The following is a 25,583-nucleotide window of genomic DNA, read 5'->3' on the forward strand; positions in this document are numbered from 1 at the left end:
TTTATACAACTTACTCATATTTTTCTCAAGTAATAACTTTAATGTTTGATAAAAGGTCTCTAGGCTGTTTTCTAAAATAATATGCGCTTCATCTCTAGACTTAAAGGATAATAGTAAAAACAATCCTCTTATATCTTCTAATAAATTATGAGTAAATTTTTTTAACACTAAATTATCTAAAATATTCTTAAAAGTGAAAAATGATATAAAAAGGCACAGTGCAGTTGTGCTTATATATATGGACAACCTCACAAAGAAACTTATAGTATTTGATTCAGAAAGCAACAATGCCCATCCATACATTGAATCGCATAGCAGAATAATTATCAAAAGAAAAAGAGGGTTACTATTAGATATACTGTTACTACTTACAGCGAAAGAGTTTCTCATTCGATAAGAGAAAAAGAAAACAGTGAGACAAAGTGACAGCAGAAAGGTAATAAAGCTATTTATTAATTTAAGAAAAGCTATAGTAAAAGAGTTAGAAAAAGGTCCAATGTGTAAAGAATATATCTTGTTTAAGCTATCGATAAAAGACGGAAAGAGGTTATTTATAAAAAAATGTTTTACAATAAATGATTCAGGAGTTACAAAATAAAGTAAGCTGAAAATGAAAATGCTAAAAAATGTAATGGTTAATTTATTCTGTAATCCGTTAATTATGTCTTGGCTTGTATCAGATGACCACTTTAATTTCTGAATCAGTTTTAGACGATAATCCTTTTCTTCTTGTGTTTCATGCGTTTCAAAGACTCCTTTGGATTTCTTAATATCTAAATATTGATATTTCAAACGATTATATTTATTAGAAAAATTAAAGACTGAAGTATTAACAATTAAATGCACAACAATATAATAAATGAATGCCACTAGAAAAATGATTAAACCAACCACTGAAGCTTCTCCTTAACAATAAATTTAAAAATGCAAAATAAAAGAGAGAAAAAATTTCTCCCTTTACCCATCCAGCCTTTTTGCATAATAGGCCCTCATCTTCTCTGGTGTTATTATATTGTTAGATAGATCAAAGTCTCCAACTTCTTCTCTTGCATCTATCCATGGCGCCTCTGAATGTGTTAACGCCTCTAAATACTTACCATCATATGCTCCATAATTATCCCATACCAATTCTAGTATTTCTTCCTGATCTGCATTAAGAGTTGGAGGCTCGATTCCATCTAGAATTATTTGTTTATATCCCCATTCTCTAAATTCAGTATAAAGTTCTCTACACACAGGACCATGAACCCAAGCTTCTATTTGCTCTTTAAATAGTCTTTCACCTGTAAGTGTGTAATACCATGCCTGGGCATAATATACAAGTTTCTGTAATTTTAAGTGGGTGATTGAATAATCTGTGTTAGGAACACTTTTATTTAAAAAATATTTCGCGACCTGGAGTGCATTTAACATTTTTATGACTCCCCTTTCTGCCGTTCAGATACTTTCATATGAACTCCTTCTTCAAAAAACAATACTTTTATTTTTCCAAGAAGCAACTCATTTAAAACCATATTCATTCTCTATTAGAGAATGGTATCTAATATGATTATCGCTAAGCTATAAACACATGTCAATAGCTTATAAAGAACCTAAATCTAATTACCCATTACTTTAAGACTATTTTTTATTATTTTCAATAAAGATGATTAGTTATTTTTGACTAAAATCGTAGTTTTTTTGCAATTCACAGGTGAATCAATGAGTTTTTTAGGCTGAAATATCTAAGGTCTAAAGGATCATTTTCGATATTAGGAAAAAAAAGTGAAAAAAACACCGTTCCCAGTGTTAATATTTGGTTGTACAATTTAAATTCGAAAGGATATGAACATGAAAGTATTTGAAGCCAAATCATTGCTTTCTGAAGCAGATAAACGTGCAAAAGAATACAAGGAATTAAGAAGTCAGATGGTCAATCTAAAAAATGCCTTCAAATCCGTAGCTGATTTAGATGACAGTGAGTTTTCAGGCAAAGGTGCCGATAACATTAAAGCATTTTATCTAGATCATGCAGGTGTGGCTGACAATTGGATTGATCTAATTGATATGAAAATTGCTTTTTTGACAAGCATTTCAGGCGCTATAGAGGACGCCAGCTTATCTGATGCATATATAGAAGAATCCTTCTTAGAACATGAGCTGGCTAATGCTTACACAAAATCAAAAGCCATTATGTCTGAACAAAAGAAAGCGATGAAAGATATCTTACATGATATCGACGATATTCTTCCGCTTGATTTGTTCTCGACAGAAACCTTTAAAGACGAACTCGCCAATGCGGAGAACCAACGCAAAAAAACAGTCAATAAAGTAGGCAGCGTTGACGAAGCACTTGTTTCTGAATATGCTCAGTCAGAGCCAAACGAGCAATTCATCAAGAAAGACTTTCAAAAGCTTGAGGAATCCACAGGCAAGGGCAAAAATGCCACGCCTCTTCACTACAATGCCAAAGCGTATAGAGAAAGTGACATACATAAGAAAAAGGCCGATATTGAAAAACGTACTGAAGCTTATTTGAAGATCAAGAAAGATGAAGCGAAAGAACGAGAAATCAAAGATTTAAAGAAGAAGCTAGCTGACGGAGTCACGGATCCGGATGAATACTTAGAAATTGCCAAGAAGGTCGGCTATAAAAATCTTACCCCTGAACAGCTTGAATTTGTTTCATTTCTTGAACAGCGTAAAGCTTTCATGGATAACGGAAAAGAAGTGTTGCAAGTCATAGGCGATGGCGCCAAAGGTGCAATTGTTGCTGTATACGATCTTGCCAAGGATACCGGTGAAGGAGCCATTCAATTTGGATGGAATATCGGTTGGACAATTGACAACTTAAACAAGGATCCTCAAAAAGTGTTGGATACAGTTCTGGAATACGACTATCAAGCTGCCTTTCAAAGTATGGTTGACACATTGAAGGATGATTGGGACAAAAAAATGATTCACGGGGATGCATATACACGGATGCATTATGTTACTTATTTGGGCGGAAGTCTTCTGTTATTGAAAGGTGGAAAGTCCTCTGTCTCTTCAGGCTCGAAGGATCTTGCTAAAGTTGGAAAAGCAGCTAGTGAAAAGATTAAGAATGGCAATCCATCTGTCAAACCTTATGTTAATCGATATACTCCTGCATTAGAAGGGATTCTACAAGACGTCGGGAATACTATTAACGTTAAAAATACACCGCTTTTAAAAAGATTAGTTCAATCAAAGGATGATTTGTTTACTAAAGCCGCACCATATACTTACAGAGATGAATACGGAAACCTCAAAACAGTTAACTTGAAAATGGGTCATCTTAAAAACGAAAAACATCCTAAAACTGGAGTTCCATATGATAAAGACGGTTTCCCAATTTTCAAAGCAAAATTTGATACGAAGATTGACTCTAATCTTTATAAGGAAAGCGATTATTTACAATTTAAAGATGCAACATTAAAATTAAAAGAAGAAATTGAAACGAATCCTTTACTTAGAAATCAATTCAATGACCTTCAAATCGAGATGATAAAAGCAGGCGAAACACCGGATGGTTATACTTGGCATCATCACCAAGAACCAGGGAGGATGCAATTAGTTGACCAAAAGGTGCATCGGAAAACAGGCCATACAGGAGGCCGACACCTTTGGGGTGGAGGAAGTAAGAACAGATAGGAGTTGGTCAATATGACAGAGTGGAGATTTGCCGAAGAGCCCATTGGGGAAACAACAGTTAAAAAAATCGAAAAGGCATTAGATATTAAGTTTCCAAACGACTACATTTCAACTATATTAAACAACAATGGGGCACGTCCAAGTAAAAAGATATTTGACTTTGAATATACAAAAGGTGCTGTATTTAATAGATTACATGGTTTAACTGAGGATAGTTCAAGTTTTATTTTAGAGGTCTTAGAAGATTACCAAGATGGAAGAATGCTTCTAGGGATAGTTCCTTTTGCTTGTGATCCTTTCGGTAACGAAATCTGCTTCGATTATCGTCAGAATAAAGAGAATCCGTCCGTGGTTTTCTGGGATCATGAAATTGCACATGAAGATCCTGATAAAGCTTTGAGTCATATATGTGATTCGTTTACCGAGTTAGTAGATAAGCTCTACGAGGAGTAATGAACGGAAAATGTAAACTAAGAATAAATAAAAAGAGCCATTCTCCTTCTTTTTGAGGAGAATGGCTCTTTTTATTAAAAATGGCAACAATTAAAACCAACAAATAACCAATATAAAAAGGCCCCTTTTAAGGAAGAGGCCTTCTATTGTTAATTTTGTGCTTAATGCTTGATATTTTATACAAACGACTTGACTGCACTTTCTTCAGATATTGATTCTGCCATTTTATTAACTGCATTTACTGCTGCTTGTGCATCAACCCTACCGTACCCATATCTACTATCCCACGCTCCAATTGAAGCGTTCTTTCTTGCGGTTTGTTTCAAAATTTCCCTTATTTGATCTATTTTAAGTTTTAGATTATTGGCTTTAGCTTCAGCCAACATAAGTGCAATTACCCCTGTTACTGCGGGTGCTGCCATACTTGTACCTGACTTTTCAACTGTTTCAGTACAATCAGTTGCACAATTTCTTGAGCCTGCTGCTAAAACACCATGACCTGGTGCAGATATCTCTGGCTTCTGCCGCCCATCCCTTGTCGGTCCAGCGCTTGAGAAAAAGGAGATAGGGGTTCCGGAAGTTTTTGCGTCGTATGATCCAACAACAATACTTTTATGACCGGTACAAATAGATCCTATCGTATAAGAATTGTCATTAGGTGGTGAAAATGTCGATTGTTTTCGATGAATTATTATTCTTGGATCTCGAGGATCGCGTATATTATCATCTCTCTCAATCCACGCATGAAATTTCCCATTTATGACTCTAACACCATGAATGCGGATAGTCCATATTCCAATACTTAAGTTTGAGCAAAAAATCATTGCATGATTATCACCGTTATTTTGATTTTTAACTTGAACAGCATATATTTGATGTGTATTAACTGGATCATCTTCTAATCCTACTTTGCCAACGCTTTGACCATCTGGATTAATAATCTCGATACGAAATTCATCTTTTTCATCGTACCATATTTCAAGTTCGTTAGTAGTTGTATCAGTTTCATGTATTTCCCAATGGAGATCATAGTGACTTCCTCCTGCTACAGAACCTGAAGCATGGATATTATCATCATAAGAATTACTTGCAGCTATTACTACTGCACGATTCGGTTTCTCTGTTACTAAACCATCAATTCCTACTTCTACAAGCTTTGTTCCATCGTGAGGTCCACCATTTGTACCCAGACTAATGTTAATTACACAAGGATGATCTTTTGCTTGTTCGAATACAAAGCTAATCGCATCCATTAAATTTCTAGAATCACCAAAATCATGTAATTCATCGACATCCCAGTATGCGGGATCAACAAAAATTAAGTCTGCATTTGGGGCCACTCCTTTTACATTGGTACCCAGACCGTTACCCGCAGCTATATCCATAACATGGGTACCATGTTCTTCTAAACCAACTTTATATCCTAAAGTTTTATATGGATCGTTAGTCAAAAGTGCTTTATTGATATCCTCTTTATCGTAACTTTTATTACGACTTTGATCCCTTAAAGTAATCAACCTAGAAGTGCCATCTTCGTGCCGAAAATTTTCATGAACAAAGTCACATCCATGATCAATTATTCCTACGATTACTCCTTCTCCCCCATTTGTATCTGTTCCAAGAAGGTCTGGGATTTTAATTTCTCTCGTTGTATCCTTTAGTAATGGCCTTAAACGCTGCGCTCCCTCTAAACTCAATACAACTGATGATTCATAAACTTTCGGCAATTTTGATATAGCAATATCTGCTGTTACAATTCGCCCTGATTTATCAGGTGCCATTGTGATATTGTTTACATTATGAACGCCAGACATTTCACTGAATTTTTCAATATCAGCCACTTTTGCAATAACGGGAACTAATTCATCTACTTCTTCATTGGCTGCCTCCTCTGATGATACTCTTCTTTCTTGGCTTAAATTGTTCGCAATGGCTTTTTGAAGGCGCGGATCAAGATTTTCCGGAATTTTATTTACAGTCATTTTTTTACCTCATTTAAAATTTATTCGTGCTTAGTTTGTAATAATGAATAAGAAATACAACTGTAAATAAAAGTTAAATTTAAACGAAATAAAAAGTCAAATTAAGTAGAGACTATCATTAAAAATAATAAAAAGGTGATTATAATGAGTGAAGAATACTTAGGATTTATTCACAACAATGAGTTTTATGAAATTGTGGTAAATAAAAATCCAACAAAATTTCTGGAAAATTTATATGCAAAAGTAGCAAGACTTCCTCTTGCATTAAATTATTCAGAAAACGAAGATCGAAATATTGTGATAATTTCATATGAGAAAAATAGTAATGGTGTAAAGCCTGTAATAAAGAACAAATCCGGTACCTTACCAAAAGAAACCATTGAAATATTATTAGAACACAGCAAAGATAACCCAGGTTCTTTTCTACCTTCTTCTATTGGAGGTTCAGTTAATTATCGTGATTAAACAAAGCCTGTCTCATTTTGAGACAGGCTTTGTAATTCAATTTTTAAAACTCGAAATTTGTCACAACTTTAAACCCTTTTCCTTCTCCTTCTGGTTTTAAAACAACCATTCCTAGATAAGGAAGGCTAGAAATGACATTGCCAAACGTAAAATGATGACCGACAACAACACTATTTGTATCATCTTCAGGGATTGATTCAAAGATGTTTGCCAAAGCCTTCTTTAGATTCTTTTGATTATCTCCAACTGGTTGATCTACAAAAAGAGCATCCATCCAATACAATGCATCGTTAACTTTTCTTTCTATACCTTCAAATGCAATTTCTGCAGTTTCTTGAGTCCGTCTAGCTGGACTTGTCCAAATTGGTGAATTAAGAATAATCTTTTTTTCTTGAAACAATAGCTTGAGTGACTCAGCTTTTTTCTTTCCTTCATTACTAAGCCCAGGATCACCCGATTTTTCAGCGGGCTCAGCATGACGAAAATAAAGCACATGCCCACCCTTTTGTAAAATTTCTAACAATTTATCTTTATCTACATTGCTACCGAAAAAATCTGTCATGACAAATACCCTTTCTTATATAATTAAGGACTATCAAGGGTTATAATTTCCCAAACTATACTATTATATTCATTAATAAGCTAAAGATATGTTGTAGAAGATGACTCAATTCGATGAATGCTGGGTTGCTATCATTCCTTTGATTAAATACAGAATTATGTTGTACAGATAAAAGAGGGTTCCCTATTACTAAAAATGAGTTTGCTTATTAAAAAAGAGAAGGTTTTTTCTTACTTCAATACAATACCGCTTCAAGTTTCACTTTAGCTTTCGGACCATAGATGCCATCGGCAAAAGTAAATCATGTCAATCCAAATTAACTTAATAAACAAGATATCCGCTCTCAAAATGAGAGGGGATATCTTGTTTGGTTAAGAATTAGTCTTTATTCAAATCAAGCAGACCATTTCCCTCGATCCTTTTATCATGTCCAAGAGATTTCGTTCGCTTTATAAGTTGTGCATAAATTTCTGGTTCTGTAAGGGTCCGTTCGAATTCTTTTTCACATTTATTGATTATAAGTGCAGCACCCCCTGCAACATGAGGAGAAGCCATTGAAGTCCCTGAAATCTCTGCAAGACTTCCACCAGGAATTGTAGACATAATGTTAACACCTGGTGCAACTAAATCAATCTCTAAATTAGTGTTTGTAAAACAAGGCCACTTACCTTCCAAATCCACAGCACCTACTTCAACAACCTCTGGATAAGCACCTGGGTAGGAAAATTCATTTTTAATTGGAGAACAATCTCCCTCATCACTGATATCTCCTTCGTTTCCAGCAGCACATACAATAAGAATATCTTCCTTTACTGCCTCTTTAATAATATCATGCAATTGCGGATCATCTTGAGGACCTCCTAATGACATGTTAATAATTCGAATTCTCTCTTGATTTGGTCCTCTCCATTTAATACAGTGTTTAATAGCTTTTATTAAATCTTCATTAAAAGCTACAACCATCCCCTTGCTATTTTTTTTAAAAACTCTTCCAATAAAAAGACTTACCTCTGGAGCTACCCCAACTACGTCCTTATTATTAATTGTGGCTCCTACCGTGCCCGCAACGTGTGTACCGTGCAGGTCAATATCAGAAAAATCATCTGGATCACCTTGATCAGTAAAGTTCTTACCTGCTATAATCCTATCCTTTAAATCAGTATGGTTGGAGTCACAACCAGTATCTAAAATTGCTACAACTACTCCTGCTCCCTTATCACTCACATCCCAGATCTCTGGAGCTTTAATCATTTTAACTCCTGCTGGAATTTCTTTCACATCTTCAACAATTGATTCAACAGTATATGGAATAAGACGAAAATCCGCCAAAAAATCACTCCTTAAATTGTTTTCAAGATATGTATGCCCTTTTCGATTTAACCTGATACTTATTAATTGATTTCTTATTATTTTGTTTTTTATATGGAATGAATAACTAAGAATTAAAATACAAAAGCTTTGAAAAAAGGAGGAAGGACATGAACTTTAAAATAAAAAACACTCTAATACTATTTACAATAATCACCTTTCTATCTGCTTGTAATATGGACAGAAATACTGAAGGAAATCAATCTCAAGAAAACCTAAATAGCCAAGCTCTTCATAATACTAAAAATATTGCGTACAGAAATGAAAATAAAGATGAAGACAGTAGCATTCAGGAGAACTACTATAAGGATGTTCAGGGGAAAACTGGTGAAGATTTAAAAATTATATTAAATCGAATCATAAGTAATCAAAAAACGATTACTTATAATGAAGTATGGGATGCTCTAAAAAAAACTGATGAAGATCCCAAAAACAAAAATAATGTTATACTTTTTTATGCTGGACGCTCTCAATCTAAAAATTCAAATGGCACTTGTAATGACTGTTGGAATCGTGAACATGTTTGGGCACAGTCCCATTTTAATCATGATAAACAAATTAGAACAGATTTACACAACCTAAAACCTGAAGATGTTTCAATCAATAGAGATAGAAGTGCTCTCGACTTTGATACAGGGAGTCAAGGTGATGGTACTTGTAACGGAATCAAACATAATGAAGCACCAGATACTTGTTATAAAACTTCAGGCTGGTGGGAACCACGAGATGAAATTAAAGGGGATGTAGCACGTATGTTATTCTATATGGACGTACGCTACGATAAATCACTTGATTTAAAATTAGTGGATGCTATTAAAACCCAATCACCTCACCAAGGTAAACTAAGTACGTTAATTAAATGGCACAACGAAGATCCTGTTGACTCTTTTGAAAGAAGAAGAAACAACATTATTTATAGAGAATTCCAACATAATCGAAACCCATTTATTGATCACCCAGAATGGGTAGAAGAGATATTTGGAAATAGATGAGGAAATTAATCTTTAGTTTGCTCTTAGGATCGGCTCTTTTTCAACTTTGAATAAAATAAAAACCCTTCTCTAAAAGAGAAGGGTTTTTTCTTACTTTAGTAATACTTCAAGTTTCGTTTTCGTATCAGGTCCATAAATCCCGTCTTGAGTAAGACCATACATTGACTGGAATCGTCTGACGGCATCAGCTGTTTTCGGCCCATAATAGCTATCAATCCCGAAGTTTTTAGCTTTTTTATCCGGATAAAAATGCAGTGCCGCCAGTGCTGTTTGAATCTGCTTAACAGCATCACTATGCGTCAATGGGCTTCTTACTTTAAAGATGCCAGAAGGCAGATTAAAAGATGTTTTCTTTTTGCATGAGCTTGATTTTTTCACCGTTTTGGATGAAGTTGTTTTCTTGCTGGATGATTTGCCGCCAAGTGCTTTTAATTCAGCATCAATCGCCGCTTTAACTTCATTCCAACGTCCCTCGTCTAAAATACGGTGCGGGCAATACTTGCCGCTCCAATCTTGGTGCTTCCGCACACGATCAATACCCCATCCGCGTTCTTTAAGAATCTGCGCCACAAACTTGATAGCCAACTTTTCAGCAGCTCTGTATCTAGGCCCTCCTGACTTGCTGTAGCAGATTTCAACACCGATAGACTTACGGTTCCCGGTACCGTTTGTGCCGTCTCCTGTATGCCATGCATTGCGATCTGTTGGAATGCCCTGCCTTACCTCTTTGTCATCAACGGCAAAGTGAAAGCTCGTTGAACTGGTGTTTCCAATCATGTAGCTGACTTCGTTCGCAGCTGATGCATCATTGTAAGTGTTGTGGATGGTGATATATTCAGCGTCCATATAATTAGGGCATTTCAAGCCGTATTTTGATGTTGAAACAAGGTTCTTTTTCACTGCGATTGTCATAAATGATCTCTCCTATTCTATTTTTCAAATAAAAAGAGCTACTGGATTATCCAGCAGCCTGTTCGTCTTTTTCTTTTGTTTGTTCGTTGTCGTTTTCGATTACATGCAGCCGCTCCGTAATGGTAGCCGGAATCTTAACGCCGATCTGTGCTAGGTTCTCTGTAATCGACAGTCCTTCATTTGCGATATAAAAAAGAACGGTTCCAAATGTGAGAACACCGTTCAGGTTAAGAATTGTATCTACTATATTTGCCACAATGACCACTAGAAAACTGAGCATTTTCCGGACATACCCGAACCAAGCGCTCCGGCTTCGTAGCTTTTTGAATTTCCATGCCTTGATTACACCTGTTATAACGTCGATAATGCTGAGAACTAGTAGTAAATCTAGGTATTTCACACCTCCAAACAGGTAAACCCTCGCTAAATCTAATGTTTCAAAATTAATAAACACAGTCGTTTCCTCCATTTCTTTGATCACCTCCTTAGAGGCAAAATAAAAAAGCCCTTATTGACTGGCTTCTGTCGTTTCCTCATATGTCTGACCTGTTACCTCGTGGTATTGGTCATGTGTAATGTATTTTGCTTGAACACCTTCTTTCATGTCCTCAACGGAACAATCGTTAAATGCCATAGCCTGCTTTACCATAGATGTTGTAGCCCATTTGTAGAACAACGCAAATACCCAGAAATTAAGATTCACTTGTCATTCCTCCCTTTAAACTCAGTACGTCTAATTTTAAAACTGCCATTTGTTCACCAAGAGATTGATTCAAGGCCTCTGCTTCTTTCCTTGCCAGCACTTCCGCTGTCAACTGTACACCTAAAGCATTCTGAGCCTGCTCAGCTTGTTTTCTTGCGAGCTTTTCGTCCGCCAGCTGCTGCCCGAGGGTTGCAAGCTGATCAGTAATAGGATTGGATTCAGGAATACTACCTTGTTTTAGTTCCTCTTTATACTCTTCATCAGCAGTTTCAACCCATGCTTGTTTTTTTTCATCAAATAAAGGTCTCCACATACCCTCCCCGTTTATTTCTGGAGGAATATCAGTAGCATTCGCAGGGATAATATACCTTCCTGTCTCCCTATCAAGGTGTAACTCAACCGGCCTTCCTAAATAGATTTTATCCTCATCATATGGGTATATTAATTTCATGCCTCTCCCTCCTTTCTTTAGGTTAGAGGTACAACTAAATCTATATAATATCCATTTACCTTTGACTCAGTAGTTGCCATTATACCTGTTAGTTTCATATCACCAGATGCATATATAATAATCTTGCTATAACCGGTCGTGCCGCTGGTTGCAACCATTTTGACAATCCCTTTTTTCGGGGCGCTTGAAGACGGGATACTCGCAAAAACTACCTCTCTATCAGTAAGAACGTGACCATTAAGATGCAACGTGTTTCCAACTTTACGGTATTGTAAAGGTCTATCACCTGAAGTTGCCCCGTTTTTGTATGGAACATTTACCCACGGCGTCTCTATAAAATCTAAATCTGTAACAACCTCTCTCCACCCCGTGAATTCTCCTTCTTTATGCTTTGTTCCAATCCATGTACGGTTATCATAGGATCTTGTTGCTACAATTTTCTTTAACCCTTGAGGTGGGGCAAGGTCAGCCGGAACATCTGTAATATCATAATAGTACCAGGCAGCATCATCATCCCCTGGATGATTCACAACACCTGCCCCAAAATAAAAGCCAGTCGGATAATCAAAAAGGTTTTGTCCTTTAGTTATTTTTATTCGCTGACCGGTTTGGGTTGTCAGTGGATAGAGTTGTCCATTATTCCACTTGTTCTTATCTTCTTTCGTTACATGAATGTCTGTTTTATTTTCATGAGTATTGACCTTTGCTTGGGCTCCTGCGGAATATTCAATCTCCATCCAAGGTGTCCAGTTTTCTGATCCACTCACCTTATTTCTTATGAATTTCCGCCGATTATCAGGTATAGAGGTTGTTGCACTGGTATATGCTGTGAACTCCTGATATGGATATGTGCCGTAGTTGTAAACCAATAAATAACCATTGCTATTCACAGGGGCATTCAGTGCAGTTGAAACTGAAGTCATATAATAAAACCCTGTTTCAATAACAGTATTGAAATCTACGCCTGACAAGTATTTCATCAAACCATTGTCTTGTGTTAATTTTGATAACTGAGCCGCATTCCACTTGGTCCGCTCTGCATCAGAAATATGTCGAATCTGGTTATAGTTATGTGCATCAAACTCCGTTTTGGTTGCCTGTTTGTCATTTGTAACATTACCGAGCCCGACTTGATCTTTTGTCACCCCATGAGGGTTGCTTTTATCATTAATGTGTTGATCAGTATACGTTTTTGCATTTTTTTCGGCTGTATCAGCTTTGTTTTGCGCCCCTGTAGTCGTTTCCTTCGCATTCCAATTTGAACGCTCTGTGGCCGTGATATGGCGTGTGGAATCTGTATTGTGTGCGTTGAATTCTGTTTTTGTTGCTTGCTGCACGTTGTCTACGTTTCCTAAACCTACTTGGGCCTTTGTGACTTGGTTGGGGTTATCCCTACGTGCAGCAAATTCATCTGTATAAGCTTTTGCTGTTTTTAAAGCAGTAGAAACGTCATCCTGCGTTGCTCCGATCTCTTGCAATTCCTTTAGTGCATGATAGGCCGTATACTGATACCAGTTGAACCAATCCGCAGGGGGATGATCCATTGGTTTGTATCCTTCATCAATGGAGGACTGCGGGGGCCTCTGCCCGGCGTTCCCCCATTCAGGCAATTCTTTTGTAAAAGGCATAAACATCACTCCTTAAATCGGTAAAGGGTAATCATCTTCAGGCTGAAAGATTCCGCCGAGTGTTCCCCCATCTGTCCCGTCTGTTGAAAATCCATATTGACTTGTTTCTATAGAGTTAGCAGAGGACGAAAAACGAAAGGTGCCGTTTAAATCTACATAAGCCACCCGTACGCCTGCAGCTACTGTTTTTTGAACGATATTCGAAAACTGTGTTGCACTCATTCCAACTTTGCTCAAAGCCTCAATGGGTGCCTTTTTTACAATAATGGCAGCCGGTTCATCTTCATTGTTTTCCTTGCTGCTGACAATGTGTATTTCACTTGGCTTGCAGTTCAGTGTTTTGGCTAAAGCTTCAATGATCCGGTTTGTGGTGCCATCTGAAACATTTCTGGCAACCTTGCCTCGAATAAGCACACGATAAATTTCATCAGTGGCACGGCCTCTATCCTGCGACACGTTGTCACCAAGTAGATCCAGAGCCTTTCCTTTTGCCGCATCAATATCCCGCCAGTTCTCAGCTGTGGTCAGCGCGCTTTTAAGTGCTGTCAGCTGTTCATCGACAATTAAAAAAAGCTTACCGATATTGCTCTTTTCATCTTTCAAAAAGGCATCGGTCAGCTTCCCTATTAAGTCTTTAATCATATGAGATTCACCACGATTTCATCAAAATGTACCTGGGCAACCTCTTTAGGTTCAATTTCAATGTTTGACTGTGAAAGGTTTGTCGCATCTTTCCCCATCCTGATTGTTACATCAGAGACACCATCTACTTGATATACCGCGTTGAACAACTGCGACAATATAACATCATCGCCCATTTGTGAGCCAGTATAGTAAGAGCCGTTTGCATCAACTCCCCCGATTTTATAAACGAGGTTGTTTTTGATCTGACTTACTCCATCAATAGGGAAAGAAGCATTTGTTTTTAAATCCAGCTGCAGATATATTTTGACTTCCCTTGCAAAATCAAATTTGACGGCATGGTCAAGTCCGCTGGCGTCAGTTATGGTGACAACTTGCTCCCCGACCGTTTCAATTCCTGCAGCAACACTGTCAAACAGTGCTTGCGCAACATCATCTTTTGTACCGCCCAGAACATAAGCATGAATACTTTTTGGTGGGTTGCCGTCCGCATCTGTCTGCATGGTATTGTTGGCAACAATATTCGCTGAACGGACGCCCGACACGTTTAGCAGGGCTGAAATAATACCGCCATTTGTAGATGCTGAACTGCCCTCAACTGATTTCTTTATTCGTGCCCGGAATTCCGAATCTGTTTCCTCGTCGGCACCGCCTGCCGATGGTTCCGGATTTGTAACTGAATACACGCCCTCTGAGGGCTCTGCCTGAACGGTAATGGTATTTGCCGCAACATTGTTTATAACGCCCTTAGAAAGCGAGACAGCCGTCCCTGAGCCTGTTCCATTCTCCTCAATTACAACGTCTTCAATCAATTCAAAATAAATGCCTGATTCCGTTGTAAACTGTGTTTGTTCTTCAATTACGATGCCGGGTTCTCCGGTAAATGACAGTGTCACAACTGACTCCGCGGCTGGCTCCCGGGTGATTCCCGAGTTGCTGCCAAGACGATCGAGCTGCACGCCCTCAGACTTACTGACAAAGCCGCTGTTATAAACCCTTTCTGCAATGTCCCACAAGCCGGCCAGAAACCAAGCAAAGATACGAATAATAATTCCTAATGGCGTTTTACTGGATGTGTTTACATCCTCCCCGAATTGTTCCCGAGCCCGGTCCTCCATACTATCAACAAGCTCGGAATAGGTTTGCCGTTGAAAGCCCGTTTCATCAAGCAAGATCAACACCCCCTATCTCAATTGTTTCTTCATCCTCTTTTGTCATTTTCACATGCACTGCAAGACTGCGAGACTCTTTATCCATTAAAAAGTTCACCGATTCCACACTGGCAATACGCTCTTCTTGAGAAATGGCATTTATAATGTCATATTGCGCCTCTTCTTGATCAAACTGCTTTTTTAAAATGTTGCTGCGATCAAGGCCGACATGTTCATCAAGCTCAAACTCTCCTAAACTTGTTCTAAGGATCATTTCTACTGATTGAGCCAGCTCAGCATCACCCTCAACCATTTGTAACTCACCATTTTCAAAACAAAGATCCCCGTCTTTAAGCTTGAGAGTTTTCATCCTTCCCACACTCCTATGACAACTGGATCGTTTATACTGTGTGTGCGCCTCGAATCAGGATCAAAGGTTTTATTGCCGTCCAGGTTATCCAGTGAACGTTCAGCAAATGAAACAAACACGCAGGACCCAACTTTAATATCAGCTTCAACGTGTTTCAAAACAGGCGCATGCTCGATTAAAGGGTATTCATGTAGATACTCACCATCATTGGTTTGAAACAGCAATTTCAGATCGGCAGTGTGTTTATCAGCATTGTAATTTACAACCCGTGCTGGAGCCGTTGTATGGATTGATTGTTTTATCCGCTGTTCGAATCCGTCAAAGAACTTTGTCGCTTTACTCATTAAATCACCCTACATTCTGTGAAAAAGTCTTTACCGTCAAAGGAATGAGAGCCATCTTTCACACGATATTTTCCTTTCGCTGTCTTGCTGTTTATTTCTATGATTGAAGCAACTGCGATACGATGCTGCAAAAGGCACTTCACCTTGTACCCTTTGAGATCATCTTCCTCAAATTGTTCTGGCGTTTCCACCAGTCCTGTTGCTTCTTCGAGCTTGAAACGTTCGTCATCCCCTTGACTGAGTGGCCGAATAACAGGACGGCCGCGCCGATAATACATGACTGCCCCAGCATCATGAATGACCTCTTCAAGATTGTTTTCAATCAATCCGGTGACACGATAGCCTTTTTTATAAACTTTATTTTTTGGCAGAATGATATTTTTCACTTTAATACCGAGCACACGCAGAAGCTTATCGACAATTTGCCTTGAGGTTGTGCCAGCCTTGAACGTGATTTTCATGTATCTCTTACGGTATCTGACCTCTGTTCGAGTGCCATAATTTCGGACCGTTTTATATGTCCGGCCGTTCTTGTCTTTTTTATAAGTCACCACAGGCTTTGCGAGCTTGTACCGCTTTTTCACGTAATATTTTTCAGCAGGATCAGCGTTTTCAGTGGTCACTTTCATATGGGTGTAATCATCGCCATCTTTTGAATAGATGGCCGTTACCTTATTCAAACCGTCCCAATTATTCAGCACCTTGGTAACTTTACCGATAGTTAAAACACCGTAATCGTCTTTATAACCAGCTTGAACAGTGATAGTGCTGCCTTTTTTAATTTTGCTGATTGAATCTTTGCTTAGGTTGTATATTTCAACCTTTGTTTCATTCGGTTTGAAGTCATCATCAAACGGGACCTCAAAATGAATCTCTAAGTCCTTATAATCGAAAGTGGTTTGTGAACTGCCGTTATCTATCGTGACCTTAACGACGCGCCCAAACAGCATTTTATTCGTCGCCATCGTCTTCCTCCTCCGCATCGTCCGAGACATCATCAATATAAAGAAACACGGTTTGCATAAAATTCTCGTATGTAACCCGTGTTTCTGTATTCGATTCATCCATAGGGATTAAGGAGGGTGCCGGAAGCTTCTCGTTTACAATGTCTTCCCACAAAGGGACGTTCAAAATCAATTTTTCACCCAGCACGATTGGTTCCATGTCCTGATCGTATAAATCAAGCGAGAAACTATCGTCTGTCTGGTTGTAATTGATACGCAAAATGAACGTGTCATCTGCTAAATCAAATTCAAACTGCTGAGGTATGTCCTCTTTGTCAAAAGGAATGTAATCTCTTGATGCCATGCCTTTCCCTCCTTCATCTGATCCTCATTTTGACCCCTATCGGAATTCTTCGGTCCGGCCACGGATTCAGCCGACGCAAAGCATTTACTGTGCTGCCGTATTTACGAGCGCAGCCCCAATAAGTGTCACCCTTCTTGACCTTGTGGTATAGCTTGTTAGATTTTTTTGTTTTCTTCTTGCTGGCTTTCTTCTTTTTCCCGGCTGTTTTCACTTTCTTTTTGACCCACGGGCTTTTTGCAATACGGATTTCTTGCAACTCAATTGAAATAGCAAAACCGTTTGTGTAATCGCCTGTGTCGCGATCTATCTTTGTGATGATCACATTTTTAGCAACCTTACGCCCGGTATAAGTCAAAAGAGTTCCAGCATAAGCCTGCTTTTTCAGATATTCATAATCACTATTTGCTGTTTTGCCTAATAAATAGCCAGAGACTGTTGTCGTCTCTGGCTTTCTTTGTACATGGTCCGTGATCGGGACCCCTTTTTCAACGGGATATGAAGTAACCTCCACATCCGCACCGTCAGATTCCTTTTCGTTTACAAGATTAATCTTTCCGAGCTTCGCCAATTAATAAGCCCCCTCTGGTGGATAAAGCGACTTCAGCATGTCGAAAACTTCGTCAAATGTTTCAGTTACAGCCTTTTTCACCTTTGTTTCTGCCCCTTCACTGCCGCCCTCAACTTTTACGTTGATCGACGGGTTAAACGTGATATTGACAGATGAACTGTTTGAGCTTGTAGCAGCCTTTTCTGGTGTGTAACCAGTATCGGCGCCAAGCTCCCGACCGAGTGCAGCATACATTCCGAGTGATTGGTTTCTGTATCGTGGCTCAGTTGTGATGACATACTCCCTAAAGCCGTTTTCACCAAGCGCAGCGACTTGTGGGCTGTTAATGACTCCACCTGTCGCATAACCTCTATACGGCCCACCATGAGCCATAGAAACGAGCCCAGGGTGTTTTAAAATACCGCCGTATCTGCTGTTCAAATAGTTGATAGCAGCAAGGATCTGGTCAACTGGATTTTTAATATTTCCGTGCCCCGGTTCCTTGTGAGCGTTGAATGTGCTTGGAATGAACTGCATAAGCCCTTGAGACGGGTGCCCGGCTTTCCAGTTTGAATCCCATCTGTTCACAACATTAGGATTTCCGCCTGATTCTTTCATGGCAATGGTTTCAAGTGCGCCAGCATATTCAGAGCCAAGGCCCTTGATTGATAGCGCTTGAGCTACCCACTTTTTGACGGCTTTTGAGCCGCCACCTGAAAAGCTTTCAGCGTAACTGGACATTTTGCCTTTAACAAAACCAATGGCTTTATCTTTAACAAAATTAAAAGCTCCTTTTGCAAGATCGCCGAACGATCCGGACATAGAAGGAGCTTTAACACCCATATTTTCCAAGACCTTCGTTAACAGTTTGGATGGATGGCCGACATAATCAAATACATCAAGGGCTATGTCTTTGGCTTTTTTCACCACATGTTTTGCTCCATCTATTGCTGATGTAGCCTTGTCTTTGACCCAACCCAAAGCACCTGAGATACCTCCACCAACATTGCCACTACCATATGCAGGGAGAGCCGATAAAGCAGCCCTTGTCTGTTTTGCGGATAACACCTCAGTGCCTTTCGGAAGGTTCATCAGTGTATCTGTTGCAGGGCTAAGCCCTACGTGTCCTGAAGGTGTCCGATACATTTCAGGTCCAGCGTTTGCCCCTTTACCGTCTCCCAGTATCGCCGGGCCTCCCGGATGTCCGCCGGTTCCGTGCGCATATTTAGGTACTTCCCATTTAGGGATATGCTTATCTTTCAAACCGATCTTATCAAGGACCCAGTTCACTCCGCCGATTACACCATTTACGCCTTTTCCGAGTGCTCCGGCAAGTTTGTTCGCTAAGCTAGTCACACCAGACACAGCCTTATGAGCCATGTTCTTAATTCCATCACCGATTTTACCCGGAAGTTTCTTGGCCCCTTCGACTAAATCATTGAAACGGTCCATAACTTTTTGACGTAAATCAAGCGCCAATAACGCGACTTTATTTTTTATATAAAGCCATCTATCAGTGATTGCTGAACCCATATTGCTTACAAGCTTTTTCACCATTCCGACTGCACTTGAGAATATTTGCTTCACTCCGTCCCACATCATGCGGAAATTCCCAGTGAATAAGCCTTTGAAAACCTTCACTATTCCCATAATAATGCCGATTGCACCCTGTATTATCGCAATGATATTTTTAAGTGCAACTTGAATTATTGAGAGCACAACTGGAAACACAGCAGTCACGATATTTAGGATGAAACGGATCGCTGGAATGACCACAGTTGTGATGATATTCGCCAGAAATTGCAAAAGAGAAACAACAATCGGAAGTACCGCTTGTATGATTTGCATGATCTGCGGGAATACCTGCTGCACAACTTGAATCAAAATAGGAAGTGCTGCTTGCGCCAACTGTAAAATGATTGTTGCCGCTACAGTAAGCAATTGAGCCACGATTGGAAGAACAGCCATGATGACTTGTTTAATAATCGGGAACACTTGCTGCACCGCTGATAAAATTAACGGCAGCACTTGAACCGCTATTTGTCCGATGGATGAACCTAAAAGCTGAATCAATTGCAAAACAATCGGAAGAGCTTGTTGTACAATGCTCAGGATCAACGGGAACGCAAGCTGAATCATTTGAACCAAAATCGGTAAGGCATTTTGCACAATTGAAACAAGGATTCCTGAGAAACTGCCTATCAATTGAATAATGATTGGCAGCACTGCATTAATTACGCTCAGAATGACTGGAAAAATCGTCTGGAAGCCTTGAACAAGTAACGGTAGGATGCTGCTTGCTATTTGCAAGACACTTGTCCATAAAGTACCCGACAACTGCATCCAAGCTGAAAGCAATTGCTGAATCAGTGGCATGATTTGCGGACCGATTGTCTGGAACGTTTGCGAGATAGCTGCAGCAAACAAAACAAGCGTGCCGCCTATTTGAACGAAAGCCTGCTGAAGTTGTCCGGCCAGCTGCTGAAACTGTGGCGTCAATTGCGTAACCAATTGCCCGAAAGACTGTTGAAGCGTGTTGATGATTGGCTGCAATGCCTGAAAAACAGTCGTTAGAACAGATTGTACCGATGTCCATGCCGTCTTTAAGGCCTGGCTTACATTTTGGTTTGTTTGTTGCATGCGATACAAGGCGCCGGCAACACTCAAAATAGCACCGACAGCCACACCGATTGGCCCTGACACTCCGAGGAATGCAAGTCCGATCGCCGCGACAAACGGAGCAACAAGAGAAACCATTCCTTTAAAGCTGGATAGACCGACTTTCAACTGCTCCATGAATCCTTTTACGATGCCGTTTAGACCGTCTGAGAGTCCTTTACCGAAGAAGTCCGAGACTGTCTTTCCGGCATTATGAATGAAGCCTGACACGGTTTTCACAGCCGTTTTATAGGCCGACTCAATTCCAGCCACCAACTGTGGATGCGATTCACCGAGACGATCCCATAATTTCAAGGATTCAGACTGCATTTTATGAATGGCTGCCACGGCCACGCTTTGAGCATCCTTGAATCCTTTCATGAATGCAGGCTTCAGACCCTCAGCTTCTTTGATCATGGTATGGAATGCACCGACAACCGCCGATTTCCCCATGTCAGCAAAGCGTTTCATCGCGTCTGTTGCTGGCTTGAACCTCTCCTGCAGCTTATCGAAATTCTTGTACAGCAAATAAATGCCGGTTACAAGGAGAACGATTGCCCCAGCTACGACATACACCGTGCCCGACATTGCTGCCAAACCGGTTACAACTGGACCAATGAACATCCACAAACTGCTGAGAGCTCCAAGGAACCCATTAACTAACCCTACCCCTATCGCTAGTGGCGATAAAAGTAGGGTTAAAACAGGGATGAGAAGCATAAACCCTTGGATCATTTTCGAGAGTACAGGGTGCGCCTCATTAAACTGAATGATCAGCTTCGCAACGGCCGTAATGCCCTTGTATATCGCCATCGCAAACGCCGCAAACACTTCGATTGCTGGCTGAATGGCTTTCAGTAGTGTACTGCACATCTCTTCCCATGCTTTTGAATAGCCGGGAACTGTTTGTGTTGCCGCTTTATGAAGCCCTTGGAACATGAAAAAGTTTGTAAAAGCCGCGCCCAGTGCCACCATTTGAAAACGCATATAACCCTGAGTAATCATCATTGTCATATCGTTAAGCTCTTTCATGTTGGCAGTAGGTCCGAGCCTTTTCAGAGCCAAATGCGCAGCAGTACCCTGCTTTGCCATGTTCTCAAGCGTATTCGATACGGCAAGCCCCGCTTTATTGACTTGATATAACGGGTTTCCCATTCGGTCATAGTTCGCCGCGATCTTCTCGGATTGAGTGGACCGGGCCATCAATGTCCCTACAGTCTGCAGCATGCTCATGCGCATCATTTTGTTGTTTTTCATCATGTTGTCTGTTACTTGCTTGTGAGCACGTCCTAGCCTGTATACTTCATCCATAAACTGCTGATTGGTACCGGACCAGCTGTCCATCTGGTTCCCTAGCTGAAAGAAACCATACTGGGCTCGGATCAATTCATTCCGGAAACCGTTCATGCCGTATCGTTCTTCATACCAAGCTCGACGCATTTCATTGAGCATTTGTATTGTATCGGCTTCTAGTCCACGGGTGGAGCCGCGCAAAAAGTCCATTTCCCGACTATACTGCCGGATTCCCCGGTAGTCCGGGGCAGGGACAGCTACCGCCGCCACGTTATTCTGAACACTTTGCGTGTTCTGCTGCGTAAGGTTTGCTGCGGGCGTACCGATACGGCTCATATCGACGTTATTCAAATTCTGCCTGAGTTGATCAATTGATTCATTGGCGTTTGTTATCGACGTCTGATCAACATTGATATTGACCTCAGACGGAAGGCTTTGAATAAGTCGGCTTGTCTCTTGTACCTGAGTATTCAGCTGGCTCAAACGGGATGTAACTAAGTCGATTTGAGGCCCTAGCCGTTCAATTGTTTGGCTGGCAGTTTGCAACGATGAGTTGTCCAAAATCATACTCATATGGATGTCTCTAAAATTCCGCTGTTGCCTTTGAACCTGAGCCATCCGTGTACGCATCTGTGAAAAACTGCCGCCAGCATCGCCGACATGATCAACGAGTCTATCTATTTGCTGATTTGCTCTTTCTAGAGGGGAGGTATCAACGTTCAATTCAACGTCAATATGCGTACTTCTCAATGCGTCTGACAACGTTCATACCCCCTCATTTCTTCTTGTTCCTCTTGTTTTCTTGCTCAATATGGATGTCGAGGGCTGCGTTTGCTTCCAGCAGCGTGTCGAGATCCATCGCCGCGACCTCCGAGAAGGAAAACTTCTCAGACATCACGAGCCGATACATAGGCCAGTTATCACGCGCCTTCTTTTTGTAGAACTGTTTCGGCTTCGGTTTCGGCGCTAAGAAAGGTTTGAACCTCTTTCATCAGCTCAAGGAAACCAGGTTTCTTATCAAAATAGTCATAGCTTACTTTCGGTTCAACAACTACTTCTTTCATGTACAGTTCATACAGTTTCGCAGACGAAAACATCCCTGTATTGATATTGATAGCCTCATCGTTAAATTCAATTGAACGACGTGTTCCCGGGTGTTGAAGAGTGTACTCAGTTTCGTGGATAGTTACTTTCTTTTGTTTACCGAATTTTGACATAGGTTTTCCCTCCGCTTGTTTAGTTTGCATATATTGAAAAGCAGCCCTATTGGACTGCTTCTTTGCGTTTGATTTCTGCTTCTTTGCGTTTGATTTCTTCTTTTTTGCCATAGCTTAATTACTGTTCCAATACTGTATAGTCAAAGACTTGAATCTCGAACTCACGATCTCCAATCTCGTCACTGAATTCAGCGTCAGCAGGTTTTTTGACCATCGCTTCTGTGCCGCCGATTTTTTCCTGTCCGCCCGTAACCCAGATAGGGAATGTTTGGGCTGTATTAGCCAGTTTGTTCAGGTATGGCACAAATGGCGATCCCATGGAAAGAGTCAGTGTGATGGTTCCGAGGGGGTTGTTTTTCGTCGCGACGCTGACATCACCCTTGGCGCTGACTTTCGTTGAGAATTTTTCTTCGTCTTTGGAACACGAAACCATTGTGCCCTCGGAATAACCAGTTACGACCTTCCCGTCAATGTTCGTGTTGACTTCATTTGCATCATAAACATATGCTGCCATTATTTAGATCCTCCTTAAATTGAGATTTCACCAGTGATTTCAGCAGAATGAACTGCGCCAGCCAGCTCAAAAGTAAATGACAGGCCGTCGTATACACGATTTTTTCTGTTTTCATCTGTGATTTGATCACGGGTTTTAGTGCTGATTGAATACACTGGCTGCCCGTCTGCATCTTCAGCAACGATGCCATTTGCAAAGGCTGTTTGCAGAACGTTTGTGACCTGTACACTCAGCAATGAAAAACCAGCATTCGAGAACGGGATTTTGCCGTTGTTTGAGAATGCTGATTGAATAGAGGTTTCAATATTCAATTTCACCCAGTCTTTGCCGTGCAGCACGTCGATATATTCCCCAGATGCAGTAATGCCCTCGGATGTCTCGTTGTGGCCCGCTTTGGTTACATAAGCAATAGCCCCTTCTGTATGCAGCTTTTTCAACTCGTCTGCCTTAATATCTTGAGGCGTGATACCTACGATATTTTTAAACTTCCAAGTTACTGAACCCACTGTATGAGAAGCAACCGAACCAACAAGGCCAGCGTCTGGATGCTCGTCATTTAACGGGTGATAGAAAACGATTGTGCGGTCCTTACCTTTGTAAGAAGCAACTTCTTCACGGTCAGTTACCTGTAAGACTACAAATTTATATGACTTCTCTTCCATGGCTTTTGCAGCCTCCAGTCTTTCATCCGCTGTAGCATCAGCAAGGATCAGGAAGTGCCAGTCATTATCGAAATACTCGTCAAACGCATTCCGAATGGAGAATGTTGCTTGTGTAGTAGCTCCTTCTTCTGGTGTTTCTGTGCTGCCTCCATAAGTACCGATGGCAACCTTTGAAGGTGCATTGTCACCCTGCGCAAAAATAGCCGCAGCCTTTTTATATGCTGCTGTGGTTTCCGCATAGTCTGCCTTAATGGCTTCTAATGAGCCATATTCTTTATATGTGTTGTGTCCGTCTACCTTCGCAAGAATCAGAGGTGTTCCCAATCCTTTAAGGCTGGACGGTTTCACTAAGTCAATTTTGACTGTAACGTCACTAAGTGGCATATGATTTACCCTCCTGTATTTTCAATTCGCACAGAGTCGAAAACCTCTGCATTCGCTTCACCATGAGACACACGCGTTCTAAAGCGCGTATCGAAGCCGTGACGGCGTTCTGTGTCAATCGTGATAAATGTATCTCGATTACCGAAACCGTCGTTCCTGACCCACGCCAGCCCATTATCATGAAGCTTTTGACGTGCTTCAGCTGTTTTGAAGTACGCCGCTGTTTGTTGAGCAAGAGAAATGGCCTCAATATGGCTGTTTGAAACCCATGTAAAAGAGAAAACAAGCTCGATGTCTTCCGTTAACACTCCCTGTTCTTCAATGCCTCTATGTTGGGGCAAATACGGGGATGTCACGGTATACGTACAAAAAGGATAGACAGGTTGTTTCCCTGTACCATTTGCAACGATAACGACATGGCCTGTTTTCTCTCTAATCAGTCCCAAGACTGTTTGTATTATGCTGTTGTAGTCCATCTGAATTGATCACCGCCTTTAAGATATAGCTGTTGAAATCGGCATACGTCCCATAAGGCGTCATTGCTTCAATATCAAAGGTGGCACCATCAAAAAGCACCTGAGCTTTCAGGGGAATCTCCTTCTTGATAAATAGCTGCCTGTCCATAGATGTAAGCCGGCCGCCAGATTGATAGATCAATTGAGACTGTAAAGGAACTATTGCCCCTCTTTCGTCTGATTTTGTCGGCTTCGGTGGCACCCATTCGCCAAGATCATCGTATGAACCCTCTTCAGATGGAATAAGCAATGTAAAATCAACGCTGTACCGCTTAATCAGATCAGAAAAAATGAAATGATTATCCATCAGCTTTCAACCTCATAATCCATAGAGCCAATCATTTCCCCGGTATCGACCAATGGATTTGAAGAGCCTTTCTCTTCGGTTGTAAATGGATGGTTTGCCGGGTCCCGCAAGTCTCGGGCATACACTTGAAGCCGCCCTTTCGCAAGCAGGCCGACTGTTTCCATGATGTCATTCATCGAATCGCCATTCTCTAACGCTCTATTGACCAGATCTTCTACCTTTTGAACGATCTCTTCCTCGTTCTCGTCCCATCCAGCACGGATAAATGAACGCTCTGGAATGTTGATATATTGAGTTTCTTTCTTGAGGTACAGCCCTTTTGTAGCAAGATAGTTCCGCATGCGATCAGTTACAGCAATACGGCAGCCGAATTCATGAACAGCCGCGATCATTTGCCGCTCACTGTCCAGGATTCCAACTTTCACCTTACCGACAGAACCGAGGTTTCTTATGACTTCTGGAATACGGTTTCTATCTCGTACCCGAATGTTTCTATGTGCCATT

The 25,583-nt window shown here is 40.5% G+C and carries 28 protein-coding genes; 4 read left to right on the top strand and 24 right to left on the bottom strand.

The features are described 5' to 3' along the window. Positions 1-894 (bottom strand): hypothetical protein (locus CJU60_RS08740; RefSeq protein ID WP_141243773.1); only part of this gene is annotated, 894 nt, incomplete at its 3' end. A 63-nt stretch (positions 895-957) separates the two neighbouring features. Further along, positions 958-1,413: a Panacea domain-containing protein gene (locus CJU60_RS08745; RefSeq protein ID WP_095713548.1), complete on the bottom strand. Its 456-nt coding sequence runs from the start codon at positions 1,411-1,413 to the stop codon at positions 958-960. Positions 1,414-1,830: 417 nt separating this feature from the next. Here CJU60_RS08745 and CJU60_RS08750 point away from each other — a divergent pair, with 417 nt between their 5' ends. Both CJU60_RS08750 and CJU60_RS08755 read left to right on the top strand, forming a co-directional pair. Then, positions 1,831-3,651 (top strand): T7SS effector LXG polymorphic toxin, encoded by a 1,821-nt coding sequence (locus tag CJU60_RS08750; protein WP_095713549.1) that lies wholly within the window; start codon positions 1,831-1,833, stop codon positions 3,649-3,651. Positions 3,652-3,663: 12 nt separating this feature from the next. Continuing rightward, complete coding sequence (locus CJU60_RS08755) at positions 3,664-4,104, top strand: SMI1/KNR4 family protein (RefSeq protein ID WP_095713550.1); 441 nt, start codon at positions 3,664-3,666, stop codon at positions 4,102-4,104. A 176-nt stretch (positions 4,105-4,280) separates the two neighbouring features. Here CJU60_RS08755 and CJU60_RS08760 read toward each other — a convergent pair whose 3' ends face one another. After that, positions 4,281-6,086 (bottom strand): S8 family peptidase, encoded by a 1,806-nt coding sequence (locus CJU60_RS08760; protein WP_095713551.1) that lies wholly within the window; start codon positions 6,084-6,086, stop codon positions 4,281-4,283. 144 nt (positions 6,087-6,230) lie between these two features. Between CJU60_RS08760 and CJU60_RS08765 the strand changes: the two genes are divergently transcribed. Beyond that, on the top strand, positions 6,231-6,551 hold the full coding sequence (locus CJU60_RS08765) for a hypothetical protein (RefSeq protein WP_095713552.1): 321 nt from the start codon (positions 6,231-6,233) through the stop codon (positions 6,549-6,551). 43 nt (positions 6,552-6,594) lie between these two features. On the opposite strand, the gene CJU60_RS08770 is transcribed toward CJU60_RS08765, so the two are convergent. Together CJU60_RS08770 and CJU60_RS08775 are read right to left on the bottom strand one after the other, a co-directional pair. Then, on the bottom strand, positions 6,595-7,113 hold the full coding sequence (locus CJU60_RS08770) for a histidine phosphatase family protein (protein ID WP_095713553.1): 519 nt from the start codon (positions 7,111-7,113) through the stop codon (positions 6,595-6,597). Positions 7,114-7,491: 378 nt separating this feature from the next. Beyond that, positions 7,492-8,442 carry a S8 family peptidase gene (locus tag CJU60_RS08775; protein ID WP_255238332.1) on the bottom strand — a complete coding sequence of 317 codons (951 nt, stop codon included), beginning with the start codon at positions 8,440-8,442 and terminating at the stop codon, positions 7,492-7,494. 149 nt (positions 8,443-8,591) lie between these two features. Between CJU60_RS08775 and CJU60_RS08780 the strand changes: the two genes are divergently transcribed. Next, positions 8,592-9,473, top strand: coding sequence for an endonuclease I family protein (locus tag CJU60_RS08780; protein ID WP_095713554.1), 882 nt, complete (start codon positions 8,592-8,594; stop codon positions 9,471-9,473). A gap of 90 nt (positions 9,474-9,563) precedes the next feature. On the opposite strand, the gene CJU60_RS08785 is transcribed toward CJU60_RS08780, so the two are convergent. From CJU60_RS08785 to CJU60_RS08875, 19 genes are all read right to left on the bottom strand, one after another. Continuing rightward, entirely contained in the window at positions 9,564-10,385 is an 822-nt protein-coding gene (locus CJU60_RS08785; RefSeq protein ID WP_095713555.1) for a peptidoglycan recognition protein family protein, read from the bottom strand. 46 nt (positions 10,386-10,431) lie between these two features. Continuing rightward, entirely contained in the window at positions 10,432-10,854 is a 423-nt protein-coding gene (locus CJU60_RS08790) for a phage holin family protein (RefSeq protein ID WP_041052495.1), read from the bottom strand. A gap of 39 nt (positions 10,855-10,893) precedes the next feature. Continuing rightward, positions 10,894-11,088 (bottom strand): XkdX family protein, encoded by a 195-nt coding sequence (locus CJU60_RS08795; RefSeq protein ID WP_041052497.1) that lies wholly within the window; start codon positions 11,086-11,088, stop codon positions 10,894-10,896. Further along, complete coding sequence (locus tag CJU60_RS08800) at positions 11,078-11,539, bottom strand: XkdW family protein (RefSeq protein WP_095713556.1); 462 nt, start codon at positions 11,537-11,539, stop codon at positions 11,078-11,080. The genes CJU60_RS08795 and CJU60_RS08800 overlap by 11 nt, the downstream gene beginning before the upstream one ends. Before the next feature lie 17 nt (positions 11,540-11,556). Continuing rightward, complete coding sequence (locus CJU60_RS21815; RefSeq protein WP_255238333.1) at positions 11,557-13,167, bottom strand: pyocin knob domain-containing protein; 1,611 nt, start codon at positions 13,165-13,167, stop codon at positions 11,557-11,559. Positions 13,168-13,179: 12 nt separating this feature from the next. Continuing rightward, positions 13,180-13,809, bottom strand: coding sequence for a hypothetical protein (locus tag CJU60_RS08810; protein WP_015715405.1), 630 nt, complete (start codon positions 13,807-13,809; stop codon positions 13,180-13,182). Continuing rightward, the gene (locus CJU60_RS08815; protein WP_240316956.1) at positions 13,806-14,990 is read right to left on the bottom strand and encodes a baseplate J/gp47 family protein; all 1,185 of its coding nucleotides are present in this window, start codon (positions 14,988-14,990) and stop codon (positions 13,806-13,808) included. Before CJU60_RS08815 ends, CJU60_RS08810 begins: the two co-directional genes overlap by 4 nt. After that, positions 14,974-15,330, bottom strand: a complete 357-nt coding sequence (locus CJU60_RS08820) for a contractile injection system sheath initiator (protein ID WP_095713558.1) — start codon at positions 15,328-15,330, stop codon at positions 14,974-14,976. The genes CJU60_RS08815 and CJU60_RS08820 overlap by 17 nt, the downstream gene beginning before the upstream one ends. Then, the gene (locus CJU60_RS08825; protein WP_015715402.1) at positions 15,327-15,674 is read right to left on the bottom strand and encodes a Gp138 family membrane-puncturing spike protein; all 348 of its coding nucleotides are present in this window, start codon (positions 15,672-15,674) and stop codon (positions 15,327-15,329) included. Before CJU60_RS08825 ends, CJU60_RS08820 begins: the two co-directional genes overlap by 4 nt. Beyond that, positions 15,674-16,639, bottom strand: coding sequence for a phage protein (locus CJU60_RS08830; protein ID WP_015715401.1), 966 nt, complete (start codon positions 16,637-16,639; stop codon positions 15,674-15,676). Before CJU60_RS08830 ends, CJU60_RS08825 begins: the two co-directional genes overlap by 1 nt. Then, positions 16,626-16,982, bottom strand: a complete 357-nt coding sequence (locus tag CJU60_RS08835; RefSeq protein ID WP_095713559.1) for a phage baseplate plug family protein — start codon at positions 16,980-16,982, stop codon at positions 16,626-16,628. The genes CJU60_RS08830 and CJU60_RS08835 overlap by 14 nt, the downstream gene beginning before the upstream one ends. Positions 16,983-16,995: 13 nt before the next feature. Beyond that, complete coding sequence (locus tag CJU60_RS08840; protein ID WP_095713560.1) at positions 16,996-17,550, bottom strand: LysM peptidoglycan-binding domain-containing protein; 555 nt, start codon at positions 17,548-17,550, stop codon at positions 16,996-16,998. Beyond that, positions 17,551-22,242, bottom strand: coding sequence for a transglycosylase SLT domain-containing protein (locus CJU60_RS08845; RefSeq protein WP_095713561.1), 4,692 nt, complete (start codon positions 22,240-22,242; stop codon positions 17,551-17,553). A 158-nt stretch (positions 22,243-22,400) separates the two neighbouring features. Beyond that, positions 22,401-22,697: a hypothetical protein gene (locus tag CJU60_RS08850; RefSeq protein ID WP_085186916.1), complete on the bottom strand. Its 297-nt coding sequence runs from the start codon at positions 22,695-22,697 to the stop codon at positions 22,401-22,403. Between the two features lie 118 nt (positions 22,698-22,815). Beyond that, complete coding sequence (locus tag CJU60_RS08855; protein ID WP_095713562.1) at positions 22,816-23,211, bottom strand: phage structural protein; 396 nt, start codon at positions 23,209-23,211, stop codon at positions 22,816-22,818. 14 nt (positions 23,212-23,225) lie between these two features. Then, a complete protein-coding gene (locus CJU60_RS08860) occupies positions 23,226-24,257 on the bottom strand; it encodes a DUF3383 family protein (RefSeq protein ID WP_095713563.1) in 1,032 nt (343 codons plus the stop codon). A gap of 5 nt (positions 24,258-24,262) precedes the next feature. Further along, a complete protein-coding gene (locus CJU60_RS08865) occupies positions 24,263-24,733 on the bottom strand; it encodes a phage neck terminator protein (protein WP_026113688.1) in 471 nt (156 codons plus the stop codon). Then, the gene (locus CJU60_RS08870) at positions 24,690-25,079 is read right to left on the bottom strand and encodes a hypothetical protein (protein ID WP_095713564.1); all 390 of its coding nucleotides are present in this window, start codon (positions 25,077-25,079) and stop codon (positions 24,690-24,692) included. The genes CJU60_RS08865 and CJU60_RS08870 overlap by 44 nt, the downstream gene beginning before the upstream one ends. Next, a complete protein-coding gene (locus CJU60_RS08875) occupies positions 25,079-25,582 on the bottom strand; it encodes a hypothetical protein (protein WP_095713565.1) in 504 nt (167 codons plus the stop codon). Before CJU60_RS08875 ends, CJU60_RS08870 begins: the two co-directional genes overlap by 1 nt. Position 25,583 lies beyond the last annotated feature (1 nt).

Source organism: Bacillus sp. 7705b (genome assembly GCF_002289525.1).
Classification (GTDB): domain Bacteria; phylum Bacillota; class Bacilli; order Bacillales; family Bacillaceae; genus Bacillus; species Bacillus halotolerans.

Bases quoted from the DNA above. Each gene is read 5' to 3' on its own strand.
- CJU60_RS08765 (WP_095713552.1), top strand. From the start codon at position 6,231: ATGAGTGAAGAATACTTAGGATTTATTCACAACAATGAGTTTTATGAA.
- CJU60_RS08760 (WP_095713551.1), bottom strand. From the start codon at position 6,086: ATGACTGTAAATAAAATTCCGGAAAATCTTGATCCGCGCCTTCAAAAA.
- CJU60_RS08790 (WP_041052495.1), bottom strand. From the start codon at position 10,854: ATGGAGGAAACGACTGTGTTTATTAATTTTGAAACATTAGATTTAGCG.
- CJU60_RS08800 (WP_095713556.1), bottom strand. From the start codon at position 11,539: ATGAAATTAATATACCCATATGATGAGGATAAAATCTATTTAGGAAGG.
- CJU60_RS08870 (WP_095713564.1), bottom strand. From the start codon at position 25,079: ATGGATAATCATTTCATTTTTTCTGATCTGATTAAGCGGTACAGCGTT.
- CJU60_RS08820 (WP_095713558.1), bottom strand. From the start codon at position 15,330: ATGAAAACTCTCAAGCTTAAAGACGGGGATCTTTGTTTTGAAAATGGT.
- CJU60_RS21815 (WP_255238333.1), bottom strand. From the start codon at position 13,167: ATGCCTTTTACAAAAGAATTGCCTGAATGGGGGAACGCCGGGCAGAGG.
- CJU60_RS08785 (WP_095713555.1), bottom strand. From the start codon at position 10,385: ATGACAATCGCAGTGAAAAAGAACCTTGTTTCAACATCAAAATACGGC.
- CJU60_RS08865 (WP_026113688.1), bottom strand. From the start codon at position 24,733: ATGGACTACAACAGCATAATACAAACAGTCTTGGGACTGATTAGAGAG.
- CJU60_RS08850 (WP_085186916.1), bottom strand. From the start codon at position 22,697: ATGTCAAAATTCGGTAAACAAAAGAAAGTAACTATCCACGAAACTGAG.
- CJU60_RS08770 (WP_095713553.1), bottom strand. From the start codon at position 7,113: ATGACAGATTTTTTCGGTAGCAATGTAGATAAAGATAAATTGTTAGAA.
- CJU60_RS08745 (WP_095713548.1), bottom strand. From the start codon at position 1,413: ATGTTAAATGCACTCCAGGTCGCGAAATATTTTTTAAATAAAAGTGTT.
- CJU60_RS08750 (WP_095713549.1), top strand. From the start codon at position 1,831: ATGAAAGTATTTGAAGCCAAATCATTGCTTTCTGAAGCAGATAAACGT.
- CJU60_RS08780 (WP_095713554.1), top strand. From the start codon at position 8,592: ATGAACTTTAAAATAAAAAACACTCTAATACTATTTACAATAATCACC.
- CJU60_RS08755 (WP_095713550.1), top strand. From the start codon at position 3,664: ATGACAGAGTGGAGATTTGCCGAAGAGCCCATTGGGGAAACAACAGTT.
- CJU60_RS08830 (WP_015715401.1), bottom strand. From the start codon at position 16,639: ATGGCGACGAATAAAATGCTGTTTGGGCGCGTCGTTAAGGTCACGATA.
- CJU60_RS08825 (WP_015715402.1), bottom strand. From the start codon at position 15,674: ATGAGTAAAGCGACAAAGTTCTTTGACGGATTCGAACAGCGGATAAAA.
- CJU60_RS08835 (WP_095713559.1), bottom strand. From the start codon at position 16,982: ATGGCATCAAGAGATTACATTCCTTTTGACAAAGAGGACATACCTCAG.
- CJU60_RS08810 (WP_015715405.1), bottom strand. From the start codon at position 13,809: ATGATTAAAGACTTAATAGGGAAGCTGACCGATGCCTTTTTGAAAGAT.
- CJU60_RS08875 (WP_095713565.1), bottom strand. From the start codon at position 25,582: ATGGCACATAGAAACATTCGGGTACGAGATAGAAACCGTATTCCAGAA.
- CJU60_RS08855 (WP_095713562.1), bottom strand. From the start codon at position 23,211: ATGGCAGCATATGTTTATGATGCAAATGAAGTCAACACGAACATTGAC.
- CJU60_RS08860 (WP_095713563.1), bottom strand. From the start codon at position 24,257: ATGCCACTTAGTGACGTTACAGTCAAAATTGACTTAGTGAAACCGTCC.